We start from the raw sequence: 24,245 nt of genomic DNA, 5'->3' as shown, positions 1-24,245 counted from the left end.
AAAGATGATCAGGTTGACCAGAATAGATGGTAGATGGTTTTTCCTGAACGCCGATTTGATAGAAACCGTAGAAGCACTGCCCGACACAACGATCACCCTCATAAACGGTAAAAAATACATCGTGAAGGAATCCGCAGAGGAGGTTGTTCAAAAGGTGATAGAATACAAGAGAAAGATCTTCAACTGGTGGAAAAACCAGGGTAGGTGATCCTATGGACCTTGCAACCCTGATGGGTTTGGTTCTTGTGATAGCGGCTCTTTTCATAGGAATCCTGACGGGTGGAGGAGACTTCGCAGCGTTCATAAACATACCTTCACTGTTCATAACCGTTGTTGGTTCTATCGCAGCAACCATGGTGGCTCATCCGAAGGACAAAGCCTTCAAGATCGTGAACATCATGCTTTCAACTCTGAAAGAGCCAAAGCTCGATCACGTTTCTCTGATTCAAACGATGGTTTCTTTTTCCGAAAAAGCACGAAGGGAAGGTCTGCTTTCTTTGGAAGAAAACTTGGAGAGTATAGAAGATCCATTCATGAAAAAGGCACTCCAGCTTGTGGTTGACGGAACAGATCCAGATCTTCTGAGGAACATGATGGAAACGGAAATGGAACTCTTCGAGGAGGAACTCGACGGAGAAAGGGCTGTTTTGGAATCTGCAGGGGCGTACGCTCCTGCGTTCGGTATGATTGGAACGCTGATCGGACTCATTCAAATGCTCAAATCCTTGAACAATCCAGAAACACTGGGACCTTCTATGGCGGTTGCTTTGATAACGACACTCTACGGTGCAGTTCTGGCTAACGGTGTCTTTCTTCCCATGGCTGAAAAGATCAAAAAGAGAAGAGATATTCTGGTTTTGGAAAAAAGAATGATACTGGAGGCTGTTCTTTCTATCCAGGCAGGAGAGAACCCGAGGATCCTCGAGGAAAAACTCAAATCGTTCCTCCCTGAGAAAGAAAGACAGGCTTACGAAGCGGCTTCTCAGGAGGCAACTGCGTGATGGCGAAGAAACGAGAAGAAGAGCAGAAAGGAAGTCCACAGTGGATGACAACCTATTCAGACATGGTGACGCTGCTTCTCACGTTCTTCGTGGCTCTGATCTCGATGTCCACTATCAGTCCCGGAAAGTTCCAGCAGGTGGCGGTGGGACTCAGAATTGCGTTGAGTGGAAACCCACCGAGCGTCCTAATGGGTGGAAGGAGTATAAACGAAGAACCTTTGATCACATCGAAAAGAGGAATATATCAAGAACTCATGAGATTGTCCGAAGAATATAAGGGAAAGATCACGGTCGAAGAGAGAGACGAAGGAACACTGATCGTTCTGAAGGACATGGTGTTTTTTGAGCCGGGAAGCGCCAAGCTCACAGCGGAAGCCAAAGAACTGCTGGCTAAGGTGGGGCAGATAGTTATAGAGCACACCACGAACGTTCTTGAGGTTTACGGTTACGCGGACGACAGATTGCCTCTTCCAAATTCAATATATGTCTCCAACTGGCATCTTTCGAGCGCCAGAGCAGCGAGTGTGGTGAATTTCTTCCTTACCGAGTTGAAGGAAAAAAGAATGATCGAAAGGGCTGCAGACATAAAGCTTGGACGTTTCAACATCGATCTTTTCTACAATCCTGACAGATTCTACCCAATAGGGCTTGGAGACAGGGAGATAAAGAAAAAGATCCAGGATCTTGAAAACCAGATCAACGTCGAGAAAACACTTATCAATGAAAGGTTCAGAAACGGGGAAATTTCTCGATCGGAATACGAATCGGAACTGAAAAAATTGGAAGAAAAATATCAGCAGGAATTGGATAGATTGAGAAGAGAATTCAGGAGAATAGATATCCTCATAAAACGAGAGAAACTGTGAGGTGAAAGAATGGCAGAAGAAGAAAGAAGAGAAGAAGAACAACCAAAACGTCGAATGGGTGCGTCTTTGATCACGAGCATTGTTGTTCCGCTTGTGGTTTCCGTGGCAGTGTATTTTTTGCTGCCCATGTTCCTTGGTTCGAATCAAGGCAAGCAGGGTGAAAACGTACCTTCGACCCCCGTCAGGATAAAGGCGGTTCTCATTCAGCAGGGGGAAAACCAGACCTTCCTTCTCAAAGGAGGAAGGGACGTAGTCGTGATAGATTCTCTTTCTTTCAGTGTGGGAAGCGATGCCTGCAGGGCGGCTGTAGCTGAGAAGAATGACGAGATCATGGATGCGCTCATGATGATCTTTCTCAGCAAAGATAAGAGTGAACTGAGCACCGTTCCGGGGCTAGAACTGTTGAAGCGTCAAATAAGAGATGCGGTGAACACAATCACTGGATTCGTTGGTGATAAGGAGAAATACGGGGTTCTGGATGTGTACCTGTACATCAAAGCGTTCGCAACCACCGAGTGAGGTGGTAACATGTCGGATGTTCTCAGCCAGGAAGAAATAAACCAGTTGATCGAGGCACTGATGAAGGGTGAGTTGAAGGAAGAGGACCTCCTGAAGGAAGAAGAGGAGAAAAAGGTTAAGCCTTACGATTTCAAGAGGCCGAGCAAGTTTTCCAAAGAACAACTTCGAACCTTTCAGATGATACACGAAGACTTTGGGAGGGCTCTTTCTACGTATCTCTCAGGAAGGCTGAGAACTTTTGTGGATGTCGAAATCAGCATAGATCAGCTTACTTATGAGGAATTCATAAGATCCGTGATGATACCATCGTTCATAGTTATCTTCACCGGAGATATTTTTGAGGGAAGCGCCATCTTCGAAATGAGACTGGATCTCTTTTATACCATGCTCGACATCATAATGGGGGGGCCCGGCGATAACCCTCCAAACAGACCTCCCACGGAGATAGAAACCTCCATAATGAGAAAAGAAGTGACCAACATGTTAACCCTTCTTGCTCAGGCCTGGAGTGATTTTCAATATTTCATTCCTTCGATAGAGAATGTGGAGACGAATCCTCAATTCGTTCAGATTGTACCTCCCAACGAGATCGTTCTTCTTGTAACCGCCTCCGTTTCCTGGGGCGAATTCACAAGCTTTATCAACGTGTGCTGGCCGTTTTCACTTCTTGAGCCTTTGCTCGAAAAACTTTCGGATCGCTTCTGGATGATGGGAAGAAAACCCGAAAGAGTCGAAGAGCGAATAGAAGAACTCAAAAAAAGCCTCTCAAAAAGTACCTGTGACTGTCCAAGCGGTGATAGGAGAAACTGAGTTGAGATTGAAAGAAATCCTGGATCTGGAAGTGGGAGACGTCATAAGGCTCGGCACTCACTACAAGGATGAAATAAGAATAGACGTTGAGGGGAGACCCAAGTTCAGGGGAATTCCCGGAGTGTTCAAGGGAAAGTATGCGGTGAAGGTGACCGGTGAATTCACCAACGGAGGTGAATACGAATGACGGAAAATGAATTCCTCTCTCAGGAAGAGATAGACAAGCTTCTCAGCGGCTCTGATACCGATGGTGTTCTTACTCCCGAAGAAAAGGACATGATAGGCGAGATAGGAAACATCGCAATGGGGAGTGCTGCCACGACGCTCTCGATGATTCTCGGAAGGGATATTCACATCACCGTTCCAACTGTTCGGGAAGAAAAGATGAAGAACGTCAAGAGTGACTTCAGTGGTGAGCAGGTAGTGGTGAGTGTGGAATACACGGAGGGGCTCGAAGGTTTAAACGTACTTGTCCTCGATAAAAAGCTCGTGGCAGTGATAGCTGACCTCATGATGGGGGGAAGTGGAGAGGTAGAAACCGAGGAACTGGACGAGATCAAACTCAGTGCGGTTGGAGAAGCGATGAATCAGATGATGGGAAGCGCTGCAACGTCGCTTTCTGAACTTCTGGGAATAACCATCAATATCTCTCCGCCAAAGGTGGAGATATTGAATTTCGATGATCCAAGCACTCAGTTTCCACCGGTGACCGACAATCCGGAGAAAGATGTTGCCGTTGTCGAATTCGAAATGGAGATAGAGGGACTTCCGAAGTCGAAGTTCTACCAGGTGATAAGCGCCGATCTGGTGAAGAAGATGTACGAGTATTTCACGAAAAAACAATCCGAAGCTAAAGGCAGTGAGAAAAAAGAAGAAAAGAAAGAGGAGAAAAAGTGAGGGTTGAACCGGTAGAATTCGCCGAGTTGAAACCTTCTGAAACCAGAAAAACCGAAGTACCGAGTGACAAGCTGGAACTGCTTCTCGATATTCCTCTCAGAGTCACAGTGGAACTTGGAAGAACGCGAATGACCCTGAAACGAGTTCTGGAAATGATCCCCGGCTCTATAATAGAGCTGGACAAACTCACGGGCGAGCCTGTGGATATCCTTGTAAACGGAAAGCTCATCGCCCGCGGAGAAGTTGTCGTGATAGATGAAAACTTTGGGGTGAGGATAACAGAGATCGTGAGTCCAAAAGAAAGGCTCGAGCTTCTCAACGAATGATGTTTTCCAGTCCCCAGGTCAGAAGTTCCGGGTGTTCCCTGTTGATGAAATTCGGGTCTTCCAGGAGTTCTGAGTGTTTTATACTGCCTTCTCTGAAGCGCAGGACTTTTGAGATGTAGTTTTTCATGTTCCTGATATCTTCGATGGTGCCCACTTTTCCGTGACCCGGTACGAAGTAATCTGCCCGTATTTTTTCGATTTCGCTGAGCGCTTCTATCCATTCGAAGAGGTCACTGTCCGTGACTATTTCAGCATGGATGCCGGTTGTCAGAAGGTCCCCGCAGATGACGATTTTTTCGTTCTTCAAAACGAAGATCGAAGAATCCGGAGTGTGTCCTCCCAGGTGAACCGCTTCCACCACGATGTCTCCAAATCTGTAATTTTCTCTTTCGGAGAAGGTCTCATCTGGAAACTTCAAAGAAACCTCCACTCCGATCTTTCTTATGTACTCTTCATCCATTTCTTCCAAGGCTTTTCTGGTGAGACTGTGGGATATGATCCTGTCAAAAACCTCGTTCCCGAAGGTGTGGTCAGGGTGGTAATGCGTGTTGAAAACAACGGCAATATCTTTGCCCAGAATTTCTGTGGCGAATTCTTTGATCTTCCTCGCCTTTTCAGGAAAAAGCGTTGAATCGAAGAGTACACAGAATTTCTTTCCACAGACGAGCACACTGTTCGCTGATGTTCCTGTTCCTATCACGAATACTCTGTCGGAAAGATTCGTGATCATCTTTTCACCTCGTGTAGTATAATTCTCCAAGAGTATTCTTCTACACAATGAGGTGGTTTTCCTTGGCAACGGCCTTTCTCTGGGGATACTACGGCTTCGACAACTTCGGAGATGAACTGATGTTCAAAGCGTGTGTGAATCTTCTGAAAGAGCTGGGATTCGGGACCATATACACACCCCTGCCGAAGGGGAAAAAATCCATGGGGATCACCTCTGTCGATAGATATTCGCTCAAGATACTCTCTCTTTTGAAGAAATCTCAAGTTTCCATAGCGGGTGGAGGGGGATTGTTTCAGGACGTTACCAGTTTCCGGAGTCTTCTCTACTATTACTCTCTTTCAAAAGCTTCACTTCTCATGAACAAACCTCTCATATTCTTTGGAAACAGCGTGGGACCGTTGAGAAGGAAGCTTTCAAAAAAGCTCGTGTGGGACGTCTTCAAAGATAAAAGGACTGTTTTCATAGCTCGCGATCCTGCTTCTTACAGGTACATCAAAATGATTGGTGGAAATGCGGTGCTCGGAACGGATCCAGCTATAATCCACCTCATGGAGTCCGATATGGAAAGAAATACCGAAAAGAAAGCGGTGTTTTTCCTGAAATCTCCGATGGATGTGTCGTATATATTGAAGAGCCTCAAGGATCAGGGAATCAACGACTTTGTCATATCAACGGCTTTTCCAGGGGATCACTCCTATCTTCCACCTCTCAGAAATGGAGAGAACTTGCTCGAAGAGATAGTGAGTTCGTCCATTGTGATAACGGAGAGGTTCCACCCGGCGCTTGTGGCAGCGTATTTCGAAGTACCGTTCATTATCGTCGATTGTCAAAAAGCGAGAAGATTTTTCACAAGATACACAAAAGAGGATCATTTCTTTTCAAAGAGAGATCCTCTGGAAATCTCTTTGAAGGTTCCCGTTGTGTTGAAGAAAGAATTGAAGCTGAAAGAGAAAATGAAAAACGACGCTATCGAGATGAAGGAGATGCTGAAAGGAGTCCTGAAAGGATGGTGAACATGAGGATAATCGTTCCCACACTGAGCAACATACTCACAGGGTTTCTCGCAGTGCTCATAGTCGCTACTCCCAGAGAGTACATCAAAGGCTTTGTAGCCTACAAACTCGGTGATACCACACCGAAACAGGCCGGAAGGCTTTCTCTGAACCCCTTTGTTCATCTCGATCCACTGGGAACGATCTCTTTCATCCTCTTCGAGTTCGGGTGGACGAGATCCGTGCCCATTCGCTATTGGAAGCTCAAAAACAAAAAGAAGGATCTTTTGAAAATCTCGCTGCTCGGTCCTGCCGTTAGCTTCATCCTTTTCTTTCTTTGTGGATTGATCGCCTCGCATCTTCCCGAGGAGGATTTCTGGTGGTTTCTCATGGTGAAGGCCGCAAAGTACAACCTCACGTACGCGCTCTTTTCTCTTTTTCCCATACCCCCTCTCGATGGAAGCAAGATTCTCGCTTCTCTTCTTCCCGACAAGTATATGGAGTGGCTGGTAAAATACGAGGTGTACGGGGTTCTCTTCATGATCGCTCTGCTCGTGCTCTGGATAATACCACTCGTTATGAATCCCTTTGTGAGGTTCATCGATGGTTTTGTCTGGATGATCGTGAGGTGATTCTTTTGATAGTACTCAGATATCCCGTGTCTCTGAACGTCATAAGAAAGTTGAAGACAGGAGATGTTGTCTACTACACGGGAAAGATCGTTGTTATGGACAGAAGCGTTGTGGACGTCCTTGAAAAATACGAAAGATACGAAGGAACAAAGCTCTACGATCTGACGGGAGAAATAGCGGTATTGGGAACGTTCAGGAAGAACAAGCTTCAGTTTCAAGAGATGAGTGAAGAGCTCCTGGAAAAACTCTTTCTCTTGGGAGTGAACGGCGTGATTCTGGAGAAAGTGCATCCTTTTTCTGCAACGAAGAGGTTTTCCAGGGTGGTGTTCGAGCCCCTCGAAGAAGTCATGGGAACGAGGAGGGTGATTTATAAAACTCCGGACAACAAGAAACTCGAGGAACTGGAAGTGGAAAAGCTGATTCTCCGTGTGGTACAGGACTCTTCCGGCAAGGTCTACTCGAAGGTTTAGATCCCCAGTTCTTTCTTGAACTCTTCGTACGTTTCCAGTATCTTTCGTGCGTAGGACTTTCTGCTGTTTCCACCGTTGTAGTACTCGAGTGCCAATCTCAAACTGTTGAACTTGTCGAAGAGGTACTTCAAATAGTGGGCTCCGTACTTTATGTTCAACCGGTAGTTCCACACGAGTTCTGTCCAGCCTGACTCTGGGATTTCCAGACCGTACAGGTTCGCCACCATCTCCGCCGTCTCTTTCTTTATCTGCATCATACCGAGTTCTCCGTACAACCCCACAACATTTCTGAAGTCACTTTCCACATCTATGACGGATATTATGAGAATAGGATCGAAATTCGTTTCTTTTGCCACGTTGTTTATCGTTTTCCACAGATCTTCGAGGAATTCTTCATCGCTTTTCAGTTTGTAGGAGGCTCTTCTTGATCTGACCAGTTCTTTGAACCATTCCTTCACCGCGATGGAGTTGATCTCGCGAAAGGAAATATTGTTTTCAGAAGGAACGGTGCTCAGAAAAACTGGAATCACCAAGAGCACCAGGATCAGGATAGTTATTTTTTTCACGATTTTCCTCCTCTGTTCAATCATTCTTAATGTCTCCTCTGGTATAATAAAAGCTGGATGCAATTCGATTATAACACGGGGGGATTCTGTGGAAGTTCTTTACAGGAAGTACAGACCAAAGACTTTTTCTGAGGTTGTCAATCAGGATCATGTGAAGAAGGCAATAATCGGTGCTATTCAGAAGAACAGCGTGGCCCACGGATACATATTCGCCGGTCCGAGGGGAACGGGGAAGACTACTCTTGCCAGAATTCTCGCAAAATCACTGAACTGTGAAAACAGAAAGGGAGTTGAACCCTGCAACTCCTGCAGAGCCTGCAGAGAGATAGACGAGGGAACTTTCATGGACGTGATAGAACTCGACGCGGCTTCCAATAGAGGAATAGACGAGATCAGAAGAATCAGAGACGCCGTTGGATACAGGCCGATGGAAGGCAAATACAAAGTTTATATAATAGACGAAGTTCACATGCTCACGAAAGAAGCCTTCAACGCGCTCCTCAAAACACTCGAAGAACCTCCCTCCCACGTCGTGTTCGTGCTGGCAACGACAAACCTTGAGAAGGTTCCTCCCACGATCATCTCGAGATGTCAGGTTTTCGAGTTCAGAAACATTCCCGACGAGCTCATCGAAAAGAGGCTCCAGGAAGTTGCGGAGGCTGAAGGAATAGAGATAGACAGGGAAGCCCTGAGTTTCATCGCAAAAAGGGCCTCTGGAGGATTGAGAGACGCGCTCACCATGCTCGAACAGGTGTGGAAGTTCTCGGAAGGAAAGATAGATCTCGAGACGGTACACAGAGCGCTCGGGTTGATACCGATACAGGTTGTTCGCGATTACGTGAACGCTATCTTTTCTGGTGATGTGAAAAGGGTCTTCACCGTTCTCGACGACGTCTATTACAGCGGGAAGGACTACGAGGTGCTCATTCAGGAAGCGGTCGAGGATCTGGTCGAAGACCTGGAAAGAGAGAGAGGGGTTTACCAGGTTTCAGCGAACGATATAGTTCAGGTTTCGAGACAACTTCTGAATCTTCTGAGAGAGATAAAGTTCGCCGAAGAAAAACGACTCGTCTGTAAAGTGGGTTCGGCTTACATAGCGACGAGGTTCTCCACCGCAAACGTTCAGGAAAACGATGTCAGAGAAAAAAACGATAATTCAAATGTACAGCAGAAAGAAGAGAAGAAAGAAACGGTGAAGGCAAAAGAAGAAAAACAGGAAGGCAGCGAGTTCGAGAAACGTTTCAAAGAACTCATGGAAGAACTGAAAGAAAAGGGCGATCTTTCAATTTTCGTCGCCCTCAGTCTCTCAGAGGTAGAGTTTGACGGGAAAAAGGTGATTATTTCTTTTGATTCATCGAAAGCTATGCATTACGAGTTGATGAAGAAAAAGCTGCCTGAGCTGGAAAACATCTTTTCCAGAAAACTCGGGAAAAAGGTAGAAGTTGAACTTCGACTGATGGGGAAGGAAGAAACAATAGAGAAGGTTTCTCAGAAAATCCTGAGATTGTTTGAACAGGAGGGATAATTTGAAAAAGATCAAAAGCTTCGGAGGAAAGAACCTGGGTGGGGGAAAGCAGGAAAAGCTTTTGAAGGACTTCGCCAAAATGCAGGAGGAGCTCCAGAAAAAAATCCAGGAACTCGAAGAGAGCTTTTCGCAGATAGAGGTCGAGGCTTCCGTTGGTGGAGGAGCCGTCAGAATCGTTGCAACCTGTGATAGGAGAGTCAAGGATATAGAAATAGACGAGGATCTGAAAGAAGACTTCGATACGTTGAAGGATCTTCTGATAGCGGGAATGAACGAAGTCATGGAAAAGATCGAGAAACGCCGTGAAGAGGAGATGAGCAAAATAACTCAGCAATTTGGAATACCAGGATTGATGTGAGAAGGAGGGAAAGAGCATGGCAAGAGTGGCTATTAACGGTTTCGGTAGGATAGGAAGGATTGTCTACAGGATCATCTACGAAAGAAAGAACCCCGATATCGAAGTAGTGGCCATCAACGATTTGACAGACACCAAGACCCTCGCATACCTTCTGAAGTACGACTCCGTTCACAAGAAGTTCCCCGGTAAAGTCGAGTACACCGAGAACTCTCTGATCATCGACGGAAAAGAGATCAAGGTCTTCGCGGAACCCGATCCTTCGAAACTTCCCTGGAAAGACCTCGGTGTTGACTTCGTGATCGAATCCACCGGTGTCTTCAGAAACAGAGAAAAGGCAGAACTTCACCTGCAGGCTGGAGCGAAGAAAGTCATCATCACAGCGCCCGCTAAGGGAGAAGACATCACCGTTGTTATCGGTTGTAACGAAGATCAGCTGAAACCCGAACACACCATCATCTCCTGTGCGTCCTGTACAACCAATTCCATCGCCCCCATCGTGAAGGTGCTCCATGAGAAGTTCGGAATCGTCAGCGGAATGCTCACGACCGTTCACTCTTACACGAACGACCAGAGAGTGCTCGATCTGCCTCACAAAGATCTGAGAAGAGCAAGAGCAGCTGCGGTGAACATCATCCCGACAACCACGGGTGCCGCAAAAGCAGTTGCACTCGTTGTTCCTGAAGTGAAGGGTAAACTCGATGGTCTCGCTCTCAGAGTCCCAACTCCCGACGGATCCATCACCGATCTCACAGTACTGGTCGAAAGAGAAACCACGATTGAAGAAGTCAACGCCGTCATGAAAGAAGCCACAGAAGGAAGACTCAAGGGAATCATCGGATACAACGATGAACCCATTGTGAGCAGCGACATCATCGGAACGACGTTTTCTGGTATCTTCGATGCCACACTCACCAACGTTATCGGTGGAAAACTCGTGAAAGTGGCTTCCTGGTACGACAACGAGTACGGATACAGCAACAGAGTTGTCGATACACTCGAACTGCTCCTCAAGATGTGAAGAACGGGCGGGTTTCCCCGCCCTTCTCAGACTCAAAAGAGGGGGTGCGAACATGGAAAAAATGACCATAAAGGACGTTGATCTGAAAGGCAAAAGAGTCATAATGAGAGTGGACTTCAATGTTCCAGTGAAGGATGGAGTCGTTCAGGACGACACGAGAATAAGAGCCGCCCTTCCAACGATAAAGTACGCTCTCGAACAGGGTGCAAAGGTGATACTCCTGTCCCATCTTGGAAGGCCCAAGGGAGAACCTTCGCCGGAGTTCAGCCTCGCACCTGTCGCCAAGAGGCTCTCCGAGCTTCTTGGAAAAGAAGTGAAGTTTGTCCCCGCAGTTGTCGGTGACGAGGTGAAAAAGGCCGTTGAAGAGCTCAAAGAGGGAGAAGTTCTCCTCCTTGAAAACACCAGATTTCATCCGGGAGAGACCAAGAACGATCCTGAACTTGCAAAGTTCTGGGCTAGCCTCGCCGATATCCACGTGAACGATGCCTTTGGAACAGCGCACAGGGCGCACGCTTCCAACGTTGGGATTGCGCAGTTCATTCCCAGCGTAGCGGGATTCCTTATGGAAAAAGAGATAAAGTTCCTTTCCAAAGTGACTTACAATCCAGAAAAACCGTACGTTGTGGTTCTTGGAGGGGCAAAGGTATCTGACAAGATCGGCGTCATCACGAACCTCATGGAAAAAGCCGACAGAATTCTCGTAGGTGGAGCCATGATGTTCACCTTCCTGAAGGCTCTTGGCAAAGAGATTGGATCGTCCAGGGTTGAAGAAGACAAGATCGACCTTGCAAAAGAACTCCTCGAAAAAGCGAAAGAAAAAGGTGTTGAGATCGTTCTTCCCGTCGATACTGTCATTGCTCAGAAGATAGAGCCCGGTGTGGAAAAGAAGGTTGTCAGAATCGACGACGGAATACCCGAAGGATGGATGGGACTCGACATCGGACCTGAGACAGTAGAACTCTTCAAGCAGAAGCTCTCCGATGCCAAAACCGTTGTCTGGAACGGGCCTATGGGAGTCTTCGAGATAGACGATTTCGCTGAGGGTACAAAGCAGGTCGCACTTGCAATTGCGGCGCTCACGGAAAAGGGAGCGATCACCGTTGTGGGTGGAGGAGACAGCGCAGCGGCGGTGAACAAGTTCGGTCTGGAAGACAGATTCTCCCACGTTTCAACGGGTGGAGGGGCTTCTCTCGAATTCCTTGAAGGAAAAGAACTTCCTGGCATCGCCAGCATCGCGGATAAAAAAAAATAACACGTAAGCTGATCCTCGCTGGAAACTGGAAGATGCACAAAACGATCGCGGAAGCGAAAAAGTTTGTGTCGCTGCTCGTGAACGAGCTCCACGATGTGAGAGAGTTTGAAATAGTGGTCTGTCCTCCGTTCACAGCTCTATCTGAAGTGGGGGAAATACTCTCTGGTAGAAACATCAAATTGGGAGCTCAGAACGTTTTCTACGAAGATCAGGGAGCTTTCACCGGAGAGATTTCTCCTCTCATGTTGAAAGAGATCGGCGTTGAGTACGTTATCATCGGGCATTCCGAGAGAAGGCACATCTTCAAAGAAGACGACGAGCTCATAAACAAGAAAGTGAGAGCGGTGCTTGAAAAAGGCATGACTCCCATTCTCTGCGTTGGAGAAACGCTCGAGGAAAGAGAGAAAGGACTCACTTTCTGTGTTGTGGAAAAGCAGGTGAGAGAAGGTTTCTACGGTCTTGACAAAGAGGAAGCACAGAAAGTGGTAATAGCTTACGAGCCAGTCTGGGCAATTGGAACAGGAAGGGTGGCGACACCACAGCAAGCACAGGAAGTACACGCGTTCATAAGAAAGCTGCTCTCGGAGATGTACGATGGGGAAACGGCTGAATCGATAAGGATTCTCTATGGTGGAAGCATAAAACCGGACAATTTCCTCGGTCTCATTGTTCAGAAAGATATAGATGGCGGTCTCGTTGGAGGAGCGAGTCTCAAAGAGTCTTTCATAGAACTTGCACGAATAATGAGAGGTGTGATTTCCTGAGGCCCCGCCCCGCGGGGTCTCGATTTTTGGGAGGAGGTATTCGGACATGTCTCTAAAGGAGAAACTAATGTCAGATCTGAAAGAAGCAATGAAAAACAAGGACATGGTGAGGGTGAACACCCTTCGTATGATACTCACAACCTTGAAGAACCTGGAAGTGGAGAAGATGAAGGAAGCCACGGATGAAGAAGTAACGGAAGCATTGATGAGGGAAGCCAAGAAAAGAAGAGAAGCTATAGAGGAGTACGAAAAGCACGGTAGAGAAGAACTCGCGGAGGCGGAAAGAAAGGAACTGGAAATCATAGAGTCGTACCTTCCAAAACAGCTTTCGGAGGACGAAATCAGAGGGATCATCATGGAAGCGATAAACGAGGTGGGTGCGTCTTCCCCAAAGGATCTGGGAAAGGTCATGAAGGTAGTGATGCCAAAGGTGAAGGGAAGAGCGGATGGAAAACTTGTGAACAAGATGGTCAGAGAGATTCTGGAATCGTTATGAAGTTCGACCCCGATATCATCAGGTGTGTCGAAATAGTGGACGCGGGACCTCAGCACAGACCCACTCACGCTTCTTCTCTTCTTGTGTGGTACACGAGGCCGTCTAAGAACGTCAGAAGCGTTCTTGAACTTGGAAGCGGTGTGGGAACGGTGAGTTTTGCCCTCGCAAAGCTCTACAACGTGAAAGTGGTCGGAGTGGAAAAAGAAAAGGAGCTGTACGAAAAAGCACTCGAAGGTATCTCGTTGAACAAACTCGAAGAAAGAGTCTCTTTCGTGAACTCCTCTGTGGAAGAACTTTCCTTTCCTCCGGAATCTTTCGATATGGTTGTTTCGAATCCTCCTCATCACACAAAGGTTAAGAGCCCCAACCGCTTGAGAGCTTCTACCCGGAGCATCGAAAGGAGAGACATAGAAGGATTCGTCCAGGCGACGTTTCGTTTTTTGAAAAATGGAGGAACGGCCGTCTACGTTCTCTCACCGGAGAACCTCATGGAGTGGCTGGAAATGTTTGTGTCTTTCAGACTGGAGCCCAAGAGAATGTGTTTTGTCCATGGTAAAATTGAAAAGGCTGCAACTCTTGTTCTTTTGAGATTGAGGAAAAACGGAAAAAGGGGATTGATTGTAGATCCTCCGGTGATTCTCTCATGATAGTCGGTGTGGGTATTGATGTTCTGGAGGTAGAAAGAGTTCCGGAAAAATTCGCAGAAAGAATCCTTGGTGAATCAGAGAAGAGACTGTTCCTGACGAGAAAGCGCAGGAGGGAATTCATTGCAGGGAGATTCGCTCTAAAGGAAGCTTTTTTCAAGGCTCTGGGAACGGGTTTGAATGGGCACAGCTTCACGGATGTGGAATTTCTGGAAAGCAACGGGAAACCAGTTCTGTGCGTTCATAAGGATTTCGGCTTCTTCAACTACGCTCATGTTTCACTTTCTCACGATAGATTCGCTGTGGCTCTTGTTGTTCTCGAAAAAAGAAAAGGTGATATCATTGTAGAAGGTGACGAAAGCTTTTTGAGGAAAAGGTTCGAAGTCCTTGAAAGGTCAGTCGAAGGGTGGGAGATAGAGACTTCACTCCCACCGTTTACTTTGAAGAAACTGCTGGAAAGCTCGGGTTGCAGGCTTGTGAGGTATGGTAACATCCTCATCGGAGAGTGAGAGAAATGAACATCGATGAGATAGAAAGAAAAATAGACGAAGCGATTGAGAAGGAAGACTATGAAACGCTTCTTTCTCTTTTGAATAAAAGGAAAGAGTTGATGGAAGGACTCCCAAAGGACAAACTGTCTGAGATCCTTGAAAAGGACAGAAAAAGATTGGAAATCATCGAAAAGAGAAAGACAGCGCTTTTTCAGGAGATCAATGTTATCAGAGAAGCCAGATCGTCTCTTCAAAAGAACATATGGACCAGAGGAGATACCTTAGGGAGAGGATAAAAACACGACAGGAGGGATGAACAGTAATGGAAGTGAAGGAGCTTGAAAGAGACAAAAACCGAGTTGTGCTGGAGTACGTTTTTGGAGCAGAAGAGATCGCGCAGGCCGAGGACAAAGCGGTCAGGTACTTGAACCAGAGAGTGGAGATTCCAGGATTCAGAAAAGGACGAATCCCAAAGAATGTCCTGAAGATGAAGCTCGGTGAAGAATTTCAGGAGTACACGCTCGACTTTCTCATGGACCTCATACCAGACACGCTCAAAGACAGAAAGCTCATTTTGTCTCCTATAGTGACCGAAAGAGAACTGAAGGACGTCACTGCCAGAGTGGTGGTGGAGGTTCATGAAGAACCGGAAGTGAGAATAGGTGACATTTCGAAGATAGAAGTGGAAAAAGTGGACGAGGAAAAGGTCCTGGAAAAATACGTGGAAAGGAGAATAGAGGATCTCAGAGAAAGTCACGCTCTCCTCGAGCCCAAAGAAGGACCCGCTGAAGCGGGAGATCTCGTGAGAGTGAACATGGAAGTGTACAACGAGGAGGAAAAAAAACTCACCTCTCGTGAATACGAATACGTGATAAGTGAGGACGAAGACAGACCCTTTGTGAAAGACCTCGTGGGAAAGAAGAAAGGCGACGTTGTGGAAATTGAGAGGGAGTACGAGGGAAAGAAGTACACATACAAGCTCGAAGTGGAAGAAGTGTACAAACGCACCCTTCCAGAGATCGGTGATGAACTTGCAAAGTCAGTGAACAACGAATTCGAAACACTGGAACAGCTGAAAGAATCTCTGAAGAAAGAGGGAAAAGAGATCTACGATGTGGAAATGAAAGAGAGCATGAGAGAGCAACTTCTTGAGAAACTCCCTGAAATTGTGGAGATCGAGATATCTGATAGGACTCTGGAGATACTCGTTAACGAAGCGATCAACAGGTTGAAGAGAGAAGGAAGGTACGAACAGATCGTGAGTTCGTATGAGAGCGAGGAGAAATTCAGAGAAGAACTGAAGGAGAGAATTCTGGATGACATAAAGAGAGACAGAGTGATAGAGGTTCTCGCACAGGAGAAGGGGATCAGCGTGAACGATGAGGAACTCGAGAAAGAAGCGGAGGAACTCGCTCCTTTCTGGGGAATCTCTCCTGATCGTGCTAAGAGCCTTGTCAAAGCACGGCAGGACCTCAGAGAAGAATTGAGATGGGCTATTCTGAAAAGAAAAGTGCTCGATCTGTTACTTCAGGAAGTCAAGGTGAAAGTGGTTGAACCAAAAGGAGAGGGTGATGACAGTGAAGGAAAAGAAGATAATTGATCAATACGTTCCCATAGTCGTTGAGTCTACGGGAAGGTACGAGAGAGCCTACGACATCTTCTCGAGGCTCCTAAAGGACAGAATAGTTTTCCTCGGATCCCCCATAGACGACTATGTTGCAAACCTGGTCATAGCTCAACTTCTGTTTCTTGAGGCGGAGGATCCGGATAAAGACGTCTACCTCTACATAAACTCCCCCGGAGGTTCTGTGACGGCGGGACTCGCTATCTACGATACGATGCAGTACATAAAGTGTGATGTCTCAACCATATGTGTAGGACAGGCGGCTTCCATGGCGGCTGTGCTCCTCGCAGCCGGTGCAAAGGGAAAAAGGTACGCGCTTCCGAACGCTCGAATAATGATACACCAGCCGCTCGGTGGTGCTGAGGGACCTGCCAAGGATGTGGAGATCATCACGAGAGAGCTTCTGAGAATAAAAGATCTTCTCAACAGAATTCTGAGTAAACACACGGGACAGCCGATTGAAAAGATAGAAAAAGACACAGACAGAGATTTCTTCATGAGTGCAGAAGAAGCGAAAGAGTACGGGATAGTCGATAAAGTCGTCAGCACAAGAGAGTAAGGGCACCGGAAGGTGCCCTATTCTTCTGTCAATTTTTCGTTCAGAAGGTTTACGATCTTTTCTGCCCTTCCCGAGACTTCTCTTCTCAGTATTTCTTCAGGTTCGATTCTGTACACGTTGTAGTACTCCCTTGTGAGATCTAAGTCGACGTCTATCTTTGCCCCTTCTAAGGAAAAACCCGCGTAGAACCCACGTGCTATTGAATACGAATAGACGGAAGCGTCAAGATTGTAATCGGCGCTGAGTCTTCTTCCAAGAGGTCCCGCCGCGACGCTCAGTGATCCTCCCAGGGTGATGTTTCCTTCGGCGAAGGCATCGACATTTTCCATGATGACGGCTATGAGAGAAACTGATTGAAATCCTATCTGCGGACCGAAGCTCAATCCGTACATTTTCACAAACAGAGGGCCGTACCAGGTGTTCGTCTCTGGGTCTCTTTTCAAAAGCACTCCCTGGCCGTACTGCCCTCCCAGTACCCAGCCGAGTTTCAGGTATTTGGGCACGATGAATATGCCCCTGGCCCTCTCGAGAAGTGAGAGAAACGCACCGCTGTCCGGTTGATCGAGAAACTCTTTCAGTGCGAGGAACGATTCATCGATTATATCAAGCGCACTTGCGAAAGAAAACAGCGAAGATGTGAGGATCGTTAAAGCAACGAGGAATTGTTTCACCTCATCACCTCCTCAGATCATCTGGAAGTACTTCTGAAGCATTTCACTGAAGAAGTCGAGGATTTTCTGCGCCATCCAGCCGCTCAGAAACAGGATCGTGAGAAACAGCACAATTATTCTTGGAGCGAACATCAGCGTCTGCTCATGGATTTGAGTGACGGCCTGAAAGATGCTGATCACAAGCCCCACGATGAGACTCACAACGAGGGGTGGTACGATGATCTCCAGCAGAAGACTTATTCCGCTTTTCATTATATCCAGAAAGACCTCAATGGTCACGGCAAATCACCTCGCAAAACTCTTTATCAGCCCTTCTACAAGCAGATCCCAGCCGTTTGCCATGACGAAAATGAGAATTTTGAACGGCAGAGAAACGAAAACCGGAGGTATCATGATCATTCCCATCGCTAACAGTATGCTGGCCACTATCATGTCTATCACTATGAAAGGCACGTAAAGAACAACTCCCATTTTGAAGGCAACTTCCAGTTCTCCCAGAACAAAGGCTGGTATCAGAACGGCATTCGGTGCTTCTTCGATTTTTGCGATTTCAATGCCGGAGTTTTTCGCGAGCATGAAAACGTTATCCTCGTTGTGGTGATTCTTCAGTTCGTTGATCATGAACTCTCTTATACGGGTGTTTACCCGTTGAAACATCTCCTGATAGCCTATTTCTTTGTTCAAATACGGCGTTATGGCATTGTTGTAGATATCGTTCCAGACGGGCTGCATGATGAGAAATGTGAGAAAAAGGGCAAGACCTATCATAACCTGGTTAGGAGGAGTTTGACGCGTTCCAAGAGCGTTTCTGAAGAGTGAAAAGACAACGATTATGCGTGTGAATGAGGTGAAGAGAACGAGGATGGAGGGTGCAAGTGCCAGAACGGTGAGTACGAGAAGGATCTCGAGAGTAACGACGAGGTCCTCTGGTTCTTCGGCAGGTCTTACACCTATGGATATCGAAGGAAAAGGTATTTCCTGAGAAAAATACAAAAGGGGAAGAAAGATCAAAAGAATCAGAAGAAGCTTTCTCATTTAATTTTTCTCCCCAGCTTTTTGAAGAACATACTGGAAAAAGATTTTTCTTCGTAGTCCTCCAGTTTCTTTATGACGGTGGCACCGGAATCTGTTACCAAAATGACGAAGTATTCATCGATTACCCTGACAATGGCGATGAAAGTTTTCCTATCCAGGTAGTGTCTCTCCAGAACGGAAATGCTGGATCCCTTTTGAATGAAGGTTCCCCGCTTCACAAAATAGTAAACCAGAAGAAGAAAGAAGAGAACTATTCCGAAAGCCAGAAGAAACTGCAGAATCCCACTCATGGGATTTCACTTCGAAACCTTGTTGAGAGCCTCTACCACCCTGGAAGGCTGGAAGGGTTTCACAATGAAGTCTTTCGCTCCAGCTTTTATAGCTTCTATGACCATTGCCTGCTGTCCCATGGCACTGCAGACGATGATCTTTGCGTTGGGGTCGATCTTCATGATCTCTTTGATCGCATCGATACCGTTCATCTCCGGCATGGTGATGTCCATCGTGACGATGTCCGGTTTGAGTTCCTTGTATTTTTCAACGGCTTCACGACCGTTTGTTGCTTCCCCTGCAACTTCGTATCCCGCTTTTGTGATGATATCTTTCAACATCATCCTCATGAACGCTGCATCATCGACTATCAAAACTCTCTTTCCCATCTTTTACACACCCTCCTTAACGGTTATTTCTTCGATTATCTTGTCGATATCCAGATAGATGATGAGCCTTCCGTCGGTTTTTACAAGACCCTTTGATTTTTTACCGAATTTATCGGACACATTTGTCAAATCGAGCTGATTCTCGGTTATTCTCAGGACTCCCAGGACTCTATCAACAAGAAATCCCACTTCTACATCCTTCGTTCTGGCGACAATTATACTCTTCATCTTTTGCTCGTCGAATGAAATACCCAGAATCTTCGCAAGGTTCACCACAGGAATGATTCTTCCTCTTAGATTGATCACACCCTCTACGAAGTGTCTTGATTTTGGCACAGGTGTTATATCGGATTTCTCAATCACCATTTCTATGTTGTCGACATCAAAAGCCAGTGCCTGTTCATCTATTTCGAAAGATAGAACTTCGAACTCTTTCAAAGCATCCGCCAATGTTTTCACCCCCGTTATACAATGCCGGAGACGTTGATTATCAGCGCTATACTACCATCACCGAGAATAGCTGCTCCGCTGAATTCCTTCACCTCAGAGAACACCTTTCCAAGAGATTTTATCACGATATCGTCCTGACCGAGAAGATCGTCTACGACGATACCGTACTTCCTGTTTCCTACCCTCACAATAACCGCTTCCATCTCCTCCAGTTCTTCTTTGTGCTCTATTTGAAGCACTTCCCATAGGCGGTAAACGGGTATCACTTCTCCTCTTATGACTATCACATCTCTGTCCTGAACTCTTTGAATATCCTCTTTTGAAATGCTGAGTATTGTGTCTATGTTCGCTATCGGAATCGCGTAGACGAGATTGTTGACTTTGACGAGGAGCGCCTGAATGATGGCCAGAGTGAGCGGTAGTCTTATCGTAACTTTTGTTCCTTTATCTTTCTCGCTTTCTATGCTTATGCTACCATTCAAAGATTCCACCACATTTTTCACGACATCCATTCCCACGCCTCTTCCGGAGACTTCTGAGACTTTTTCCTTTGTGGAGAATCCCGGAACGAAGAGGAAGTTCAGAATCTCCTGATCAGAAAGGGTAGCGGCCTTTGATTCATCTATGAGTCCCTTTTCTATGGCTTTTCTGATGATCTTTTCCTTGTCTATACCCCTTCCGTCATCTTCGACTTCTATTACCACGTTGTTTCCCTCGTGACGTGCCGAGAGAATGAGTGTTCCAATGGGGGGTTTTCCTTTGGCTATTCGTTCTTCTTTGGGTTCTATACCGTGGTCGATGGCGTTTCTCAGGAGATGGAGCAGGGGTTCGCCAATTTCTTCAACGAACGTTCTGTCGAGCTCTGTGTCTTCTCCTCTCATGATGAAATTCACTTCTTTGTTCATCTTTTTGGCAAGGTCTCTCACCATTCGAGGGAATCTGTTGAAAACAAAGGAGATGGGAACCATTCTGATCTTCATCACAACATTCTGAAGGTCTAAGGTGATCCTGCTGAGATGAGACAAACTCTCATCCAGTTCTTTTATGTTGTATTTCTTGAGCGTTTCCAGTATTCTGCTCCTTGCGATGACCAGTTCTCCCATCAAATCCATCAAATTGTCCAGTTTCTCTATATCTACCCTGACTGTTTGCGAAATAACCTTTTTTCTTTCAGTCTTTTCCTCAGTTTTTTCAGTTTTCTCTTCTTTCTCGGTTCTTTTCTCAGCCCCTGATTCTTCGGTGACGGCGGTTACTTCTTTTATTATTACCCTCTCTATATCGGCGATGCTTGACAGAGCTTCAGAGAGTTTCTCCAGATCCACAGGGGAGATTACGAAGAGTTCCACTTCGTTTTCGAATTTCTCTTCTTCTATCTCTTCAACCGAAGGAATCGTTCTCACAACTTCACACTTCAGTTCTTCAAGCTTGTGGAAAACGAGGTAAATCCTGGCGGATTTCAACTGCGTTCCTTCTTTGAGAATCACTTTAATATAAAACGTTTTGAAACCCTTGTTTCTCGCTTCCTGAAGAACGTGGGCAACTTCTTCAGGAAGAACTACGACTTCTTCATTGCTTGTTGATTCTCCTTTGTGTTCTTCCTCACCCTTTGTTTCCGTTTCATTTTTGATTTCTGAAGGCTTCTCTTTTCCCGATGATGCAAAGCTTTTTATGGTGTCGGAGAACACGTCTATGTTTTCTCCGATGTCGTCACTTCCCTCGGAGACGATCTTATCAACCATTCTGGTTATCATATCGACCCCCGCGAAGATCTTATCGAGGAGATCGGAAGTTATCTTTATCTCGCTGTTTCTGGCTTTATCGAGGATGTTTTCTAAGGTATGGCAGAGCTTCGCCATACTGGAAAACCCCATTGTACCTGCCATTCCTTTCAGGGTATGAAGAGCCCTGAACGCTTCGTTTATGAGTTCCATATCTTCGGGATTTTTCTCCAATTCGAGGAGGGTATCGTTCAGATTTTGAAGGTATTCTTTTGTCTCATCGACAAACACTCCGAGATATTCTTCCATCATACTCTTTCACGCCCCTTCAAGTATTTTCTGAGGTTTTCCAGGGCCATCATAGCGGATCTGGTTCTTATCATGTTTCGATCGCCTGTAAAATTATACCTCATAGTAATGTGTTCATGTTCAAAGATATCTATGAAAACTGTACCTACGGGTTTCTCCGGAGTACCACCTGATGGGCCTGCTATTCCGGAGATAGAGACGCAGATATCTGCACCGGTGAGTTTTTTTAGCCCCTCCGTCATCTCCTGTACACATTCTTCGCTCACCGCACCGTGTTTTTTGAGAGTGTCCTCTCTAACACCGAGGATGTGTTTTTTCAGATCGTTGCTGTAGGCTACCACACCTCCTATGAAAACCTCTGAAGCCCCCGGCACGTTCACCACCAAAGATGAGAGCATGCCACCCGTGCAGGATTCTGCAACGGCGAGCGTTTTTTTCCTGTCTTTCAGGAGTCTAACCACGACTTCTTCCATCTTTTCGTCGTTTACACCGTAGAGGTGTTCGCCAGTCTTATCGAGAATCTTTTTCACCATCTCGTCCAGATATTCTTTGTTCTTCATATGGGTGGTCAATCTGAGTCGTACTCCTTCTACATGATCGGCCATGGTGGCTACTTCCACTATGTTCTGGGAGTAAAGAATATCTTTCAAAAGATCTTCGAGAACGGCTTCGGGAATGCTGTAGTATTTCAAAACAACCTGATACAGGGCATCTGGAGTTCTCAATCGATCTTTCAGTGCGTTGAACATGGGGATCAGCTCTCTGGGAGGTCCCGGCAGGAGAATCACGATTTTCCCATCCACAGTGAGGAGTTGTCCTGGAGCACTTCCCACAGGGTTGTCCAGAACTTCGGCACCGTCTATTACTAAAGCCTGTCTTTCAATGTTCTGCGGTATTTCAGAATGGTATTTTTTTATCTTCTCTTTTATCTTCGAGAGGAGTTCTTCATTGAGTTTGAGACTCCTGTTCAGCACTTTTGCGACTGCATCCCGGGTGAGATCGTCCTGTGTGGGGCCGAGTCCTCCTGTGAGGATGAGTAGATCGACCTTGAGAAGGAGGGTTTTCACTTCTTCTGAGATGGAGATCAAATCATCTCCTACCGTTGATACCTTGACAACTCTATATCCCAGATTCTTCAATTCCTGGCAGAGAAACTGTGCGTTTTTGTTGAGTATCAAACCTTCCAGCAGTTCACTTCCGATAGTGATGATCGCTGCTTTCTTCATACGATCCCTCCTCAGTGATATGATAACACACAGGGGGATGTTATGAGAGAAAAGCTCTTTTGGATTCTTAAAAAGTACGGTGTGAGCGATCACATCGCGAAGGCTTTTCTGGAAATACCCCGTGAGGAGTTCCTGACGAAGTCCTACCCACTCTCTTACGTTTACGAGGATATCGTTCTGGTTTCCTACGATGATGGAGAAGAATACAGCACTTCCAGTCAGCCCTCTTTGATGGCGCTGTTTATGGAGTGGGTGGGTCTGGACAAAGGAATGAGAGTCCTCGAAATAGGCGGAGGAACGGGTTACAACGCTGCCGTGATGAGCAGAGTTGTGGGTGAGAAAGGCCTTGTGGTCTCCGTGGAATATTCGAGGAAAATCTGCGAGATCGCGAAAAGGAACGTGGAACGCCTTGGAATAGAGAACGTTATTTTTGTCTGTGGCGATGGATACTACGGTGTTCCGGAGTTTTCCCCGTACGATGTTATCTTCGTAACAGTCGGTGTGGATGAGGTGCCGGAGACGTGGTTCACTCAACTCAAAGAAGGTGGGAGGGTGATAGTACCTATCAATTTGAAACTTTCAAGAAGACAGCCCGCTTTCCTGTTCAAAAAAAAGGATCCGTATCTTGTGGGAAACTACAAACTGGAAACCAGGTTCATAACGGCAGGGGGCAATCTCGGAAATCTTCTCGAGAGGAACAGAAAGCTTTTGAGAGAATTTCCATTCAACAGAGAGATCTTACTCGTACGTTCTCATATCTTCGTGGAGCTGGTGGATCTCCTCACCAGGAGACTCACAGAGATTGATGGAACGTTCTACTACGCTGGGCCAAACGGCGTGGTAGAGTTTCTCGATGACAGGATGAGAATCTACGGGGACGCTCCAGAGATAGAGAACCTTTTAACTCAGTGGGAAAGCTGCGGCTACAGGAGCTTCGAGTATCTCATGCTTCATGTGGGTTACAACGCTTTTTCACATATATCCTGTTCTATTTGACCGTCTCTTATTCTTATAACCCGGTCCGCTTTCTCTGCTATTCTTTCATCGTGAGTCACGACCACCAGTGTGGAATTCTCCTTCATTTCCATCAGAAGATCTATGATCATTCTCCCCGTCTCGTTGTCCAGAGCACCGGTGGGTTCATCTGCCCATATGACTTTTGGATTGTGGACGATGGCCCTCGCGATGGCGACACGCTGTTTTTCCCCTCCGGAGAGTTCTTCGGGGAACCTGTCGCACTTGTGAGCCAGCCCCACTTTCCCCAAGATTTCGAAGGCTCGTTCTCTTGCCTCTTTTCTGTTCACACCCAGAATGAGCAGAGGTAGTTCCACATTTTCAATGGCGGTGAGGACAGGAACGAGATTGAAGAACTGGAACACAAACCCCATGTTTTCCGCTCTGAACCTCGTTCTTTCCTCTTCTGAGAGCGTGTACAGGTCTGTTCCATGGATTATCACAGTTCCCCTTGTAGGGCGATCCACACCAGAAAGACAATTCAGAAGCGTTGTCTTTCCAGAACCGGAGGGGCCCAGTATCACAACAAACTCTCCCGTGTTTATTCTTAGATTTATACCCTTCAAGGCTGTTACTTTCTCTTTCCCATTGTATTCCTTCCACAGATTGTGAACCTCGATCAA

The 24,245-nt window shown here is 46.4% G+C and carries 30 protein-coding genes and 2 pseudogenes; 21 read left to right on the top strand and 11 right to left on the bottom strand.

Features of this window, described 5'->3' with window-relative positions:
* The first annotated feature begins 4 nt into the window (after positions 1-4).
* The 6 genes and pseudogenes from CELL2_RS01295 to fliY all read left to right on the top strand — a co-directional run bounded on the left by CELL2_RS01295 (position 5) and on the right by fliY (position 4,419).
* On the top strand, positions 5-208 hold the full coding sequence (locus CELL2_RS01295) for a flagellar FlbD family protein (protein ID WP_011942928.1): 204 nt from the start codon (positions 5-7) through the stop codon (positions 206-208).
* A 4-nt stretch (positions 209-212) separates the two neighbouring features.
* Positions 213-1,001: a motility protein A gene (locus CELL2_RS01290; RefSeq protein ID WP_011942927.1), complete on the top strand. Its 789-nt coding sequence runs from the start codon at positions 213-215 to the stop codon at positions 999-1,001.
* On the top strand, positions 1,001-1,867 hold the full coding sequence (locus tag CELL2_RS01285) for a flagellar motor protein MotB (protein ID WP_012310416.1): 867 nt from the start codon (positions 1,001-1,003) through the stop codon (positions 1,865-1,867). Before CELL2_RS01290 ends, CELL2_RS01285 begins: the two co-directional genes overlap by 1 nt.
* 9 nt (positions 1,868-1,876) lie before the next feature.
* Positions 1,877-2,386 (top strand): flagellar basal body-associated protein FliL, encoded by a 510-nt coding sequence (fliL, locus tag CELL2_RS01280; protein ID WP_012310415.1) that lies wholly within the window; start codon positions 1,877-1,879, stop codon positions 2,384-2,386.
* 9 nt (positions 2,387-2,395) lie between these two features.
* A pseudogene (fliM, locus tag CELL2_RS01275) lies at positions 2,396-3,383 on the top strand (flagellar motor switch protein FliM).
* Positions 3,380-4,419: pseudogene (gene fliY / locus CELL2_RS01265) on the top strand (flagellar motor switch phosphatase FliY). Before fliM ends, fliY begins: the two co-directional pseudogenes overlap by 4 nt.
* Here fliY and CELL2_RS01260 read toward each other — a convergent pair.
* Positions 4,409-5,149, bottom strand: coding sequence for an MBL fold metallo-hydrolase (locus CELL2_RS01260; protein ID WP_038033808.1), 741 nt, complete (start codon positions 5,147-5,149; stop codon positions 4,409-4,411). The pseudogene fliY and the gene CELL2_RS01260 overlap by 11 nt on opposite strands.
* Before the next feature lie 62 nt (positions 5,150-5,211).
* Between CELL2_RS01260 and csaB the strand changes: the two genes are divergently transcribed.
* Genes csaB through CELL2_RS01245 form a run of 3 tightly spaced genes read left to right on the top strand, consistent with a single transcriptional unit; the run spans position 5,212 to position 7,243 of the window.
* Complete coding sequence (csaB, locus tag CELL2_RS01255; RefSeq protein ID WP_012310411.1) at positions 5,212-6,162, top strand: polysaccharide pyruvyl transferase CsaB; 951 nt, start codon at positions 5,212-5,214, stop codon at positions 6,160-6,162.
* Complete coding sequence (locus tag CELL2_RS01250) at positions 6,156-6,773, top strand: site-2 protease family protein (RefSeq protein ID WP_011942920.1); 618 nt, start codon at positions 6,156-6,158, stop codon at positions 6,771-6,773. The genes csaB and CELL2_RS01250 overlap by 7 nt, the downstream gene beginning before the upstream one ends.
* A complete protein-coding gene (locus CELL2_RS01245; RefSeq protein WP_011942919.1) occupies positions 6,770-7,243 on the top strand; it encodes a tartrate dehydratase subunit beta in 474 nt (157 codons plus the stop codon). Before CELL2_RS01250 ends, CELL2_RS01245 begins: the two co-directional genes overlap by 4 nt.
* On the opposite strand, the gene CELL2_RS01240 is transcribed toward CELL2_RS01245, so the two are convergent.
* Positions 7,240-7,809, bottom strand: coding sequence for a transglycosylase SLT domain-containing protein (locus CELL2_RS01240; protein WP_128080884.1), 570 nt, complete (start codon positions 7,807-7,809; stop codon positions 7,240-7,242). The genes CELL2_RS01245 and CELL2_RS01240 overlap by 4 nt on opposite strands.
* Positions 7,810-7,897: 88 nt before the next feature.
* Between CELL2_RS01240 and dnaX the strand changes: the two genes are divergently transcribed.
* Genes dnaX through clpP form a run of 11 tightly spaced genes read left to right on the top strand, consistent with a single transcriptional unit; the run spans position 7,898 to position 16,540 of the window.
* Positions 7,898-9,334: a DNA polymerase III subunit gamma/tau gene (gene dnaX / locus CELL2_RS01235; RefSeq protein ID WP_012896012.1), complete on the top strand. Its 1,437-nt coding sequence runs from the start codon at positions 7,898-7,900 to the stop codon at positions 9,332-9,334.
* A 1-nt stretch (position 9,335) separates the two neighbouring features.
* Entirely contained in the window at positions 9,336-9,692 is a 357-nt protein-coding gene (locus CELL2_RS01230; RefSeq protein ID WP_011942916.1) for a YbaB/EbfC family nucleoid-associated protein, read from the top strand.
* A 16-nt stretch (positions 9,693-9,708) separates the two neighbouring features.
* On the top strand, positions 9,709-10,710 hold the full coding sequence (gene gap / locus CELL2_RS01225; RefSeq protein ID WP_011942915.1) for a type I glyceraldehyde-3-phosphate dehydrogenase: 1,002 nt from the start codon (positions 9,709-9,711) through the stop codon (positions 10,708-10,710).
* Positions 10,711-10,762: 52 nt separating this feature from the next.
* Positions 10,763-11,962: a phosphoglycerate kinase gene (pgk, locus tag CELL2_RS01220; protein WP_038033810.1), complete on the top strand. Its 1,200-nt coding sequence runs from the start codon at positions 10,763-10,765 to the stop codon at positions 11,960-11,962.
* Positions 11,963-11,994: 32 nt separating this feature from the next.
* The gene (gene tpiA, locus CELL2_RS01215; protein WP_038033811.1) at positions 11,995-12,726 is read left to right on the top strand and encodes a triose-phosphate isomerase; all 732 of its coding nucleotides are present in this window, start codon (positions 11,995-11,997) and stop codon (positions 12,724-12,726) included.
* Positions 12,727-12,772: 46 nt separating this feature from the next.
* Positions 12,773-13,222, top strand: a complete 450-nt coding sequence (locus tag CELL2_RS01210; RefSeq protein ID WP_038033813.1) for a GatB/YqeY domain-containing protein — start codon at positions 12,773-12,775, stop codon at positions 13,220-13,222.
* Positions 13,219-13,869, top strand: a complete 651-nt coding sequence (locus CELL2_RS01205) for a tRNA1(Val) (adenine(37)-N6)-methyltransferase (protein WP_004081068.1) — start codon at positions 13,219-13,221, stop codon at positions 13,867-13,869. The genes CELL2_RS01210 and CELL2_RS01205 overlap by 4 nt, the downstream gene beginning before the upstream one ends.
* Positions 13,866-14,375, top strand: coding sequence for a holo-[acyl-carrier-protein] synthase (locus tag CELL2_RS01200; protein WP_004081065.1), 510 nt, complete (start codon positions 13,866-13,868; stop codon positions 14,373-14,375). Before CELL2_RS01205 ends, CELL2_RS01200 begins: the two co-directional genes overlap by 4 nt.
* 5 nt (positions 14,376-14,380) lie before the next feature.
* Positions 14,381-14,653 (top strand): flagellar protein FliT, encoded by a 273-nt coding sequence (locus CELL2_RS01195; protein ID WP_004081063.1) that lies wholly within the window; start codon positions 14,381-14,383, stop codon positions 14,651-14,653.
* Positions 14,654-14,679: 26 nt separating this feature from the next.
* A complete protein-coding gene (tig, locus tag CELL2_RS01190; RefSeq protein WP_011942908.1) occupies positions 14,680-15,957 on the top strand; it encodes a trigger factor in 1,278 nt (425 codons plus the stop codon).
* Positions 15,929-16,540 (top strand): ATP-dependent Clp endopeptidase proteolytic subunit ClpP, encoded by a 612-nt coding sequence (gene clpP / locus CELL2_RS01185; RefSeq protein ID WP_004081059.1) that lies wholly within the window; start codon positions 15,929-15,931, stop codon positions 16,538-16,540. Before tig ends, clpP begins: the two co-directional genes overlap by 29 nt.
* Positions 16,541-16,557: 17 nt before the next feature.
* On the opposite strand, the gene CELL2_RS01180 is transcribed toward clpP, so the two are convergent.
* From CELL2_RS01180 to CELL2_RS01145, 8 genes are read right to left on the bottom strand one after another with little or no spacing between them, the layout of a single operon-like run.
* On the bottom strand, positions 16,558-17,211 hold the full coding sequence (locus tag CELL2_RS01180; RefSeq protein WP_004081057.1) for a YSC84-related protein: 654 nt from the start codon (positions 17,209-17,211) through the stop codon (positions 16,558-16,560).
* Positions 17,212-17,223: 12 nt separating this feature from the next.
* Complete coding sequence (gene fliQ, locus CELL2_RS01175) at positions 17,224-17,490, bottom strand: flagellar biosynthesis protein FliQ (RefSeq protein ID WP_004081052.1); 267 nt, start codon at positions 17,488-17,490, stop codon at positions 17,224-17,226.
* A 6-nt stretch (positions 17,491-17,496) separates the two neighbouring features.
* Positions 17,497-18,246 carry a flagellar type III secretion system pore protein FliP gene (fliP, locus tag CELL2_RS01170; protein ID WP_011942906.1) on the bottom strand — a complete coding sequence of 250 codons (750 nt, stop codon included), beginning with the start codon at positions 18,244-18,246 and terminating at the stop codon, positions 17,497-17,499.
* Complete coding sequence (locus CELL2_RS01165) at positions 18,243-18,536, bottom strand: flagellar biosynthetic protein FliO (protein ID WP_012310404.1); 294 nt, start codon at positions 18,534-18,536, stop codon at positions 18,243-18,245. The genes fliP and CELL2_RS01165 overlap by 4 nt, the downstream gene beginning before the upstream one ends.
* Positions 18,537-18,542: 6 nt before the next feature.
* Positions 18,543-18,905 carry a chemotaxis protein CheY gene (gene cheY, locus CELL2_RS01160; protein ID WP_004081049.1) on the bottom strand — a complete coding sequence of 121 codons (363 nt, stop codon included), beginning with the start codon at positions 18,903-18,905 and terminating at the stop codon, positions 18,543-18,545.
* 3 nt (positions 18,906-18,908) lie between these two features.
* Positions 18,909-19,364, bottom strand: a complete 456-nt coding sequence (gene cheW / locus CELL2_RS01155) for a chemotaxis protein CheW (protein WP_010865187.1) — start codon at positions 19,362-19,364, stop codon at positions 18,909-18,911.
* A 5-nt stretch (positions 19,365-19,369) separates the two neighbouring features.
* Positions 19,370-21,385, bottom strand: a complete 2,016-nt coding sequence (gene cheA / locus CELL2_RS01150) for a chemotaxis protein CheA (RefSeq protein ID WP_038033816.1) — start codon at positions 21,383-21,385, stop codon at positions 19,370-19,372.
* The gene (locus tag CELL2_RS01145) at positions 21,382-22,608 is read right to left on the bottom strand and encodes a competence/damage-inducible protein A (RefSeq protein WP_004081038.1); all 1,227 of its coding nucleotides are present in this window, start codon (positions 22,606-22,608) and stop codon (positions 21,382-21,384) included. The genes cheA and CELL2_RS01145 overlap by 4 nt, the downstream gene beginning before the upstream one ends.
* A 42-nt stretch (positions 22,609-22,650) precedes the next feature.
* On the opposite strand from CELL2_RS01145, the gene CELL2_RS01140 reads away from it, so the two are divergent.
* A complete protein-coding gene (locus CELL2_RS01140; protein ID WP_004081036.1) occupies positions 22,651-23,604 on the top strand; it encodes a protein-L-isoaspartate O-methyltransferase in 954 nt (317 codons plus the stop codon).
* On the opposite strand, the gene CELL2_RS01135 is transcribed toward CELL2_RS01140, so the two are convergent.
* A complete protein-coding gene (locus tag CELL2_RS01135; RefSeq protein ID WP_012896017.1) occupies positions 23,568-24,245 on the bottom strand; it encodes an ABC transporter ATP-binding protein in 678 nt (225 codons plus the stop codon). The two genes, CELL2_RS01140 and CELL2_RS01135, sit on opposite strands and share 37 nt — an antisense overlap.

The sequence above is a fragment of the Thermotoga sp. Cell2 genome, from assembly GCF_000789375.1.
In the GTDB taxonomy this organism is placed as follows: domain Bacteria; phylum Thermotogota; class Thermotogae; order Thermotogales; family Thermotogaceae; genus Thermotoga; species Thermotoga petrophila.
Note: the sequence above shows the minus strand (reverse complement) of the source record. Positions and strands in the feature narration are given on the sequence as shown.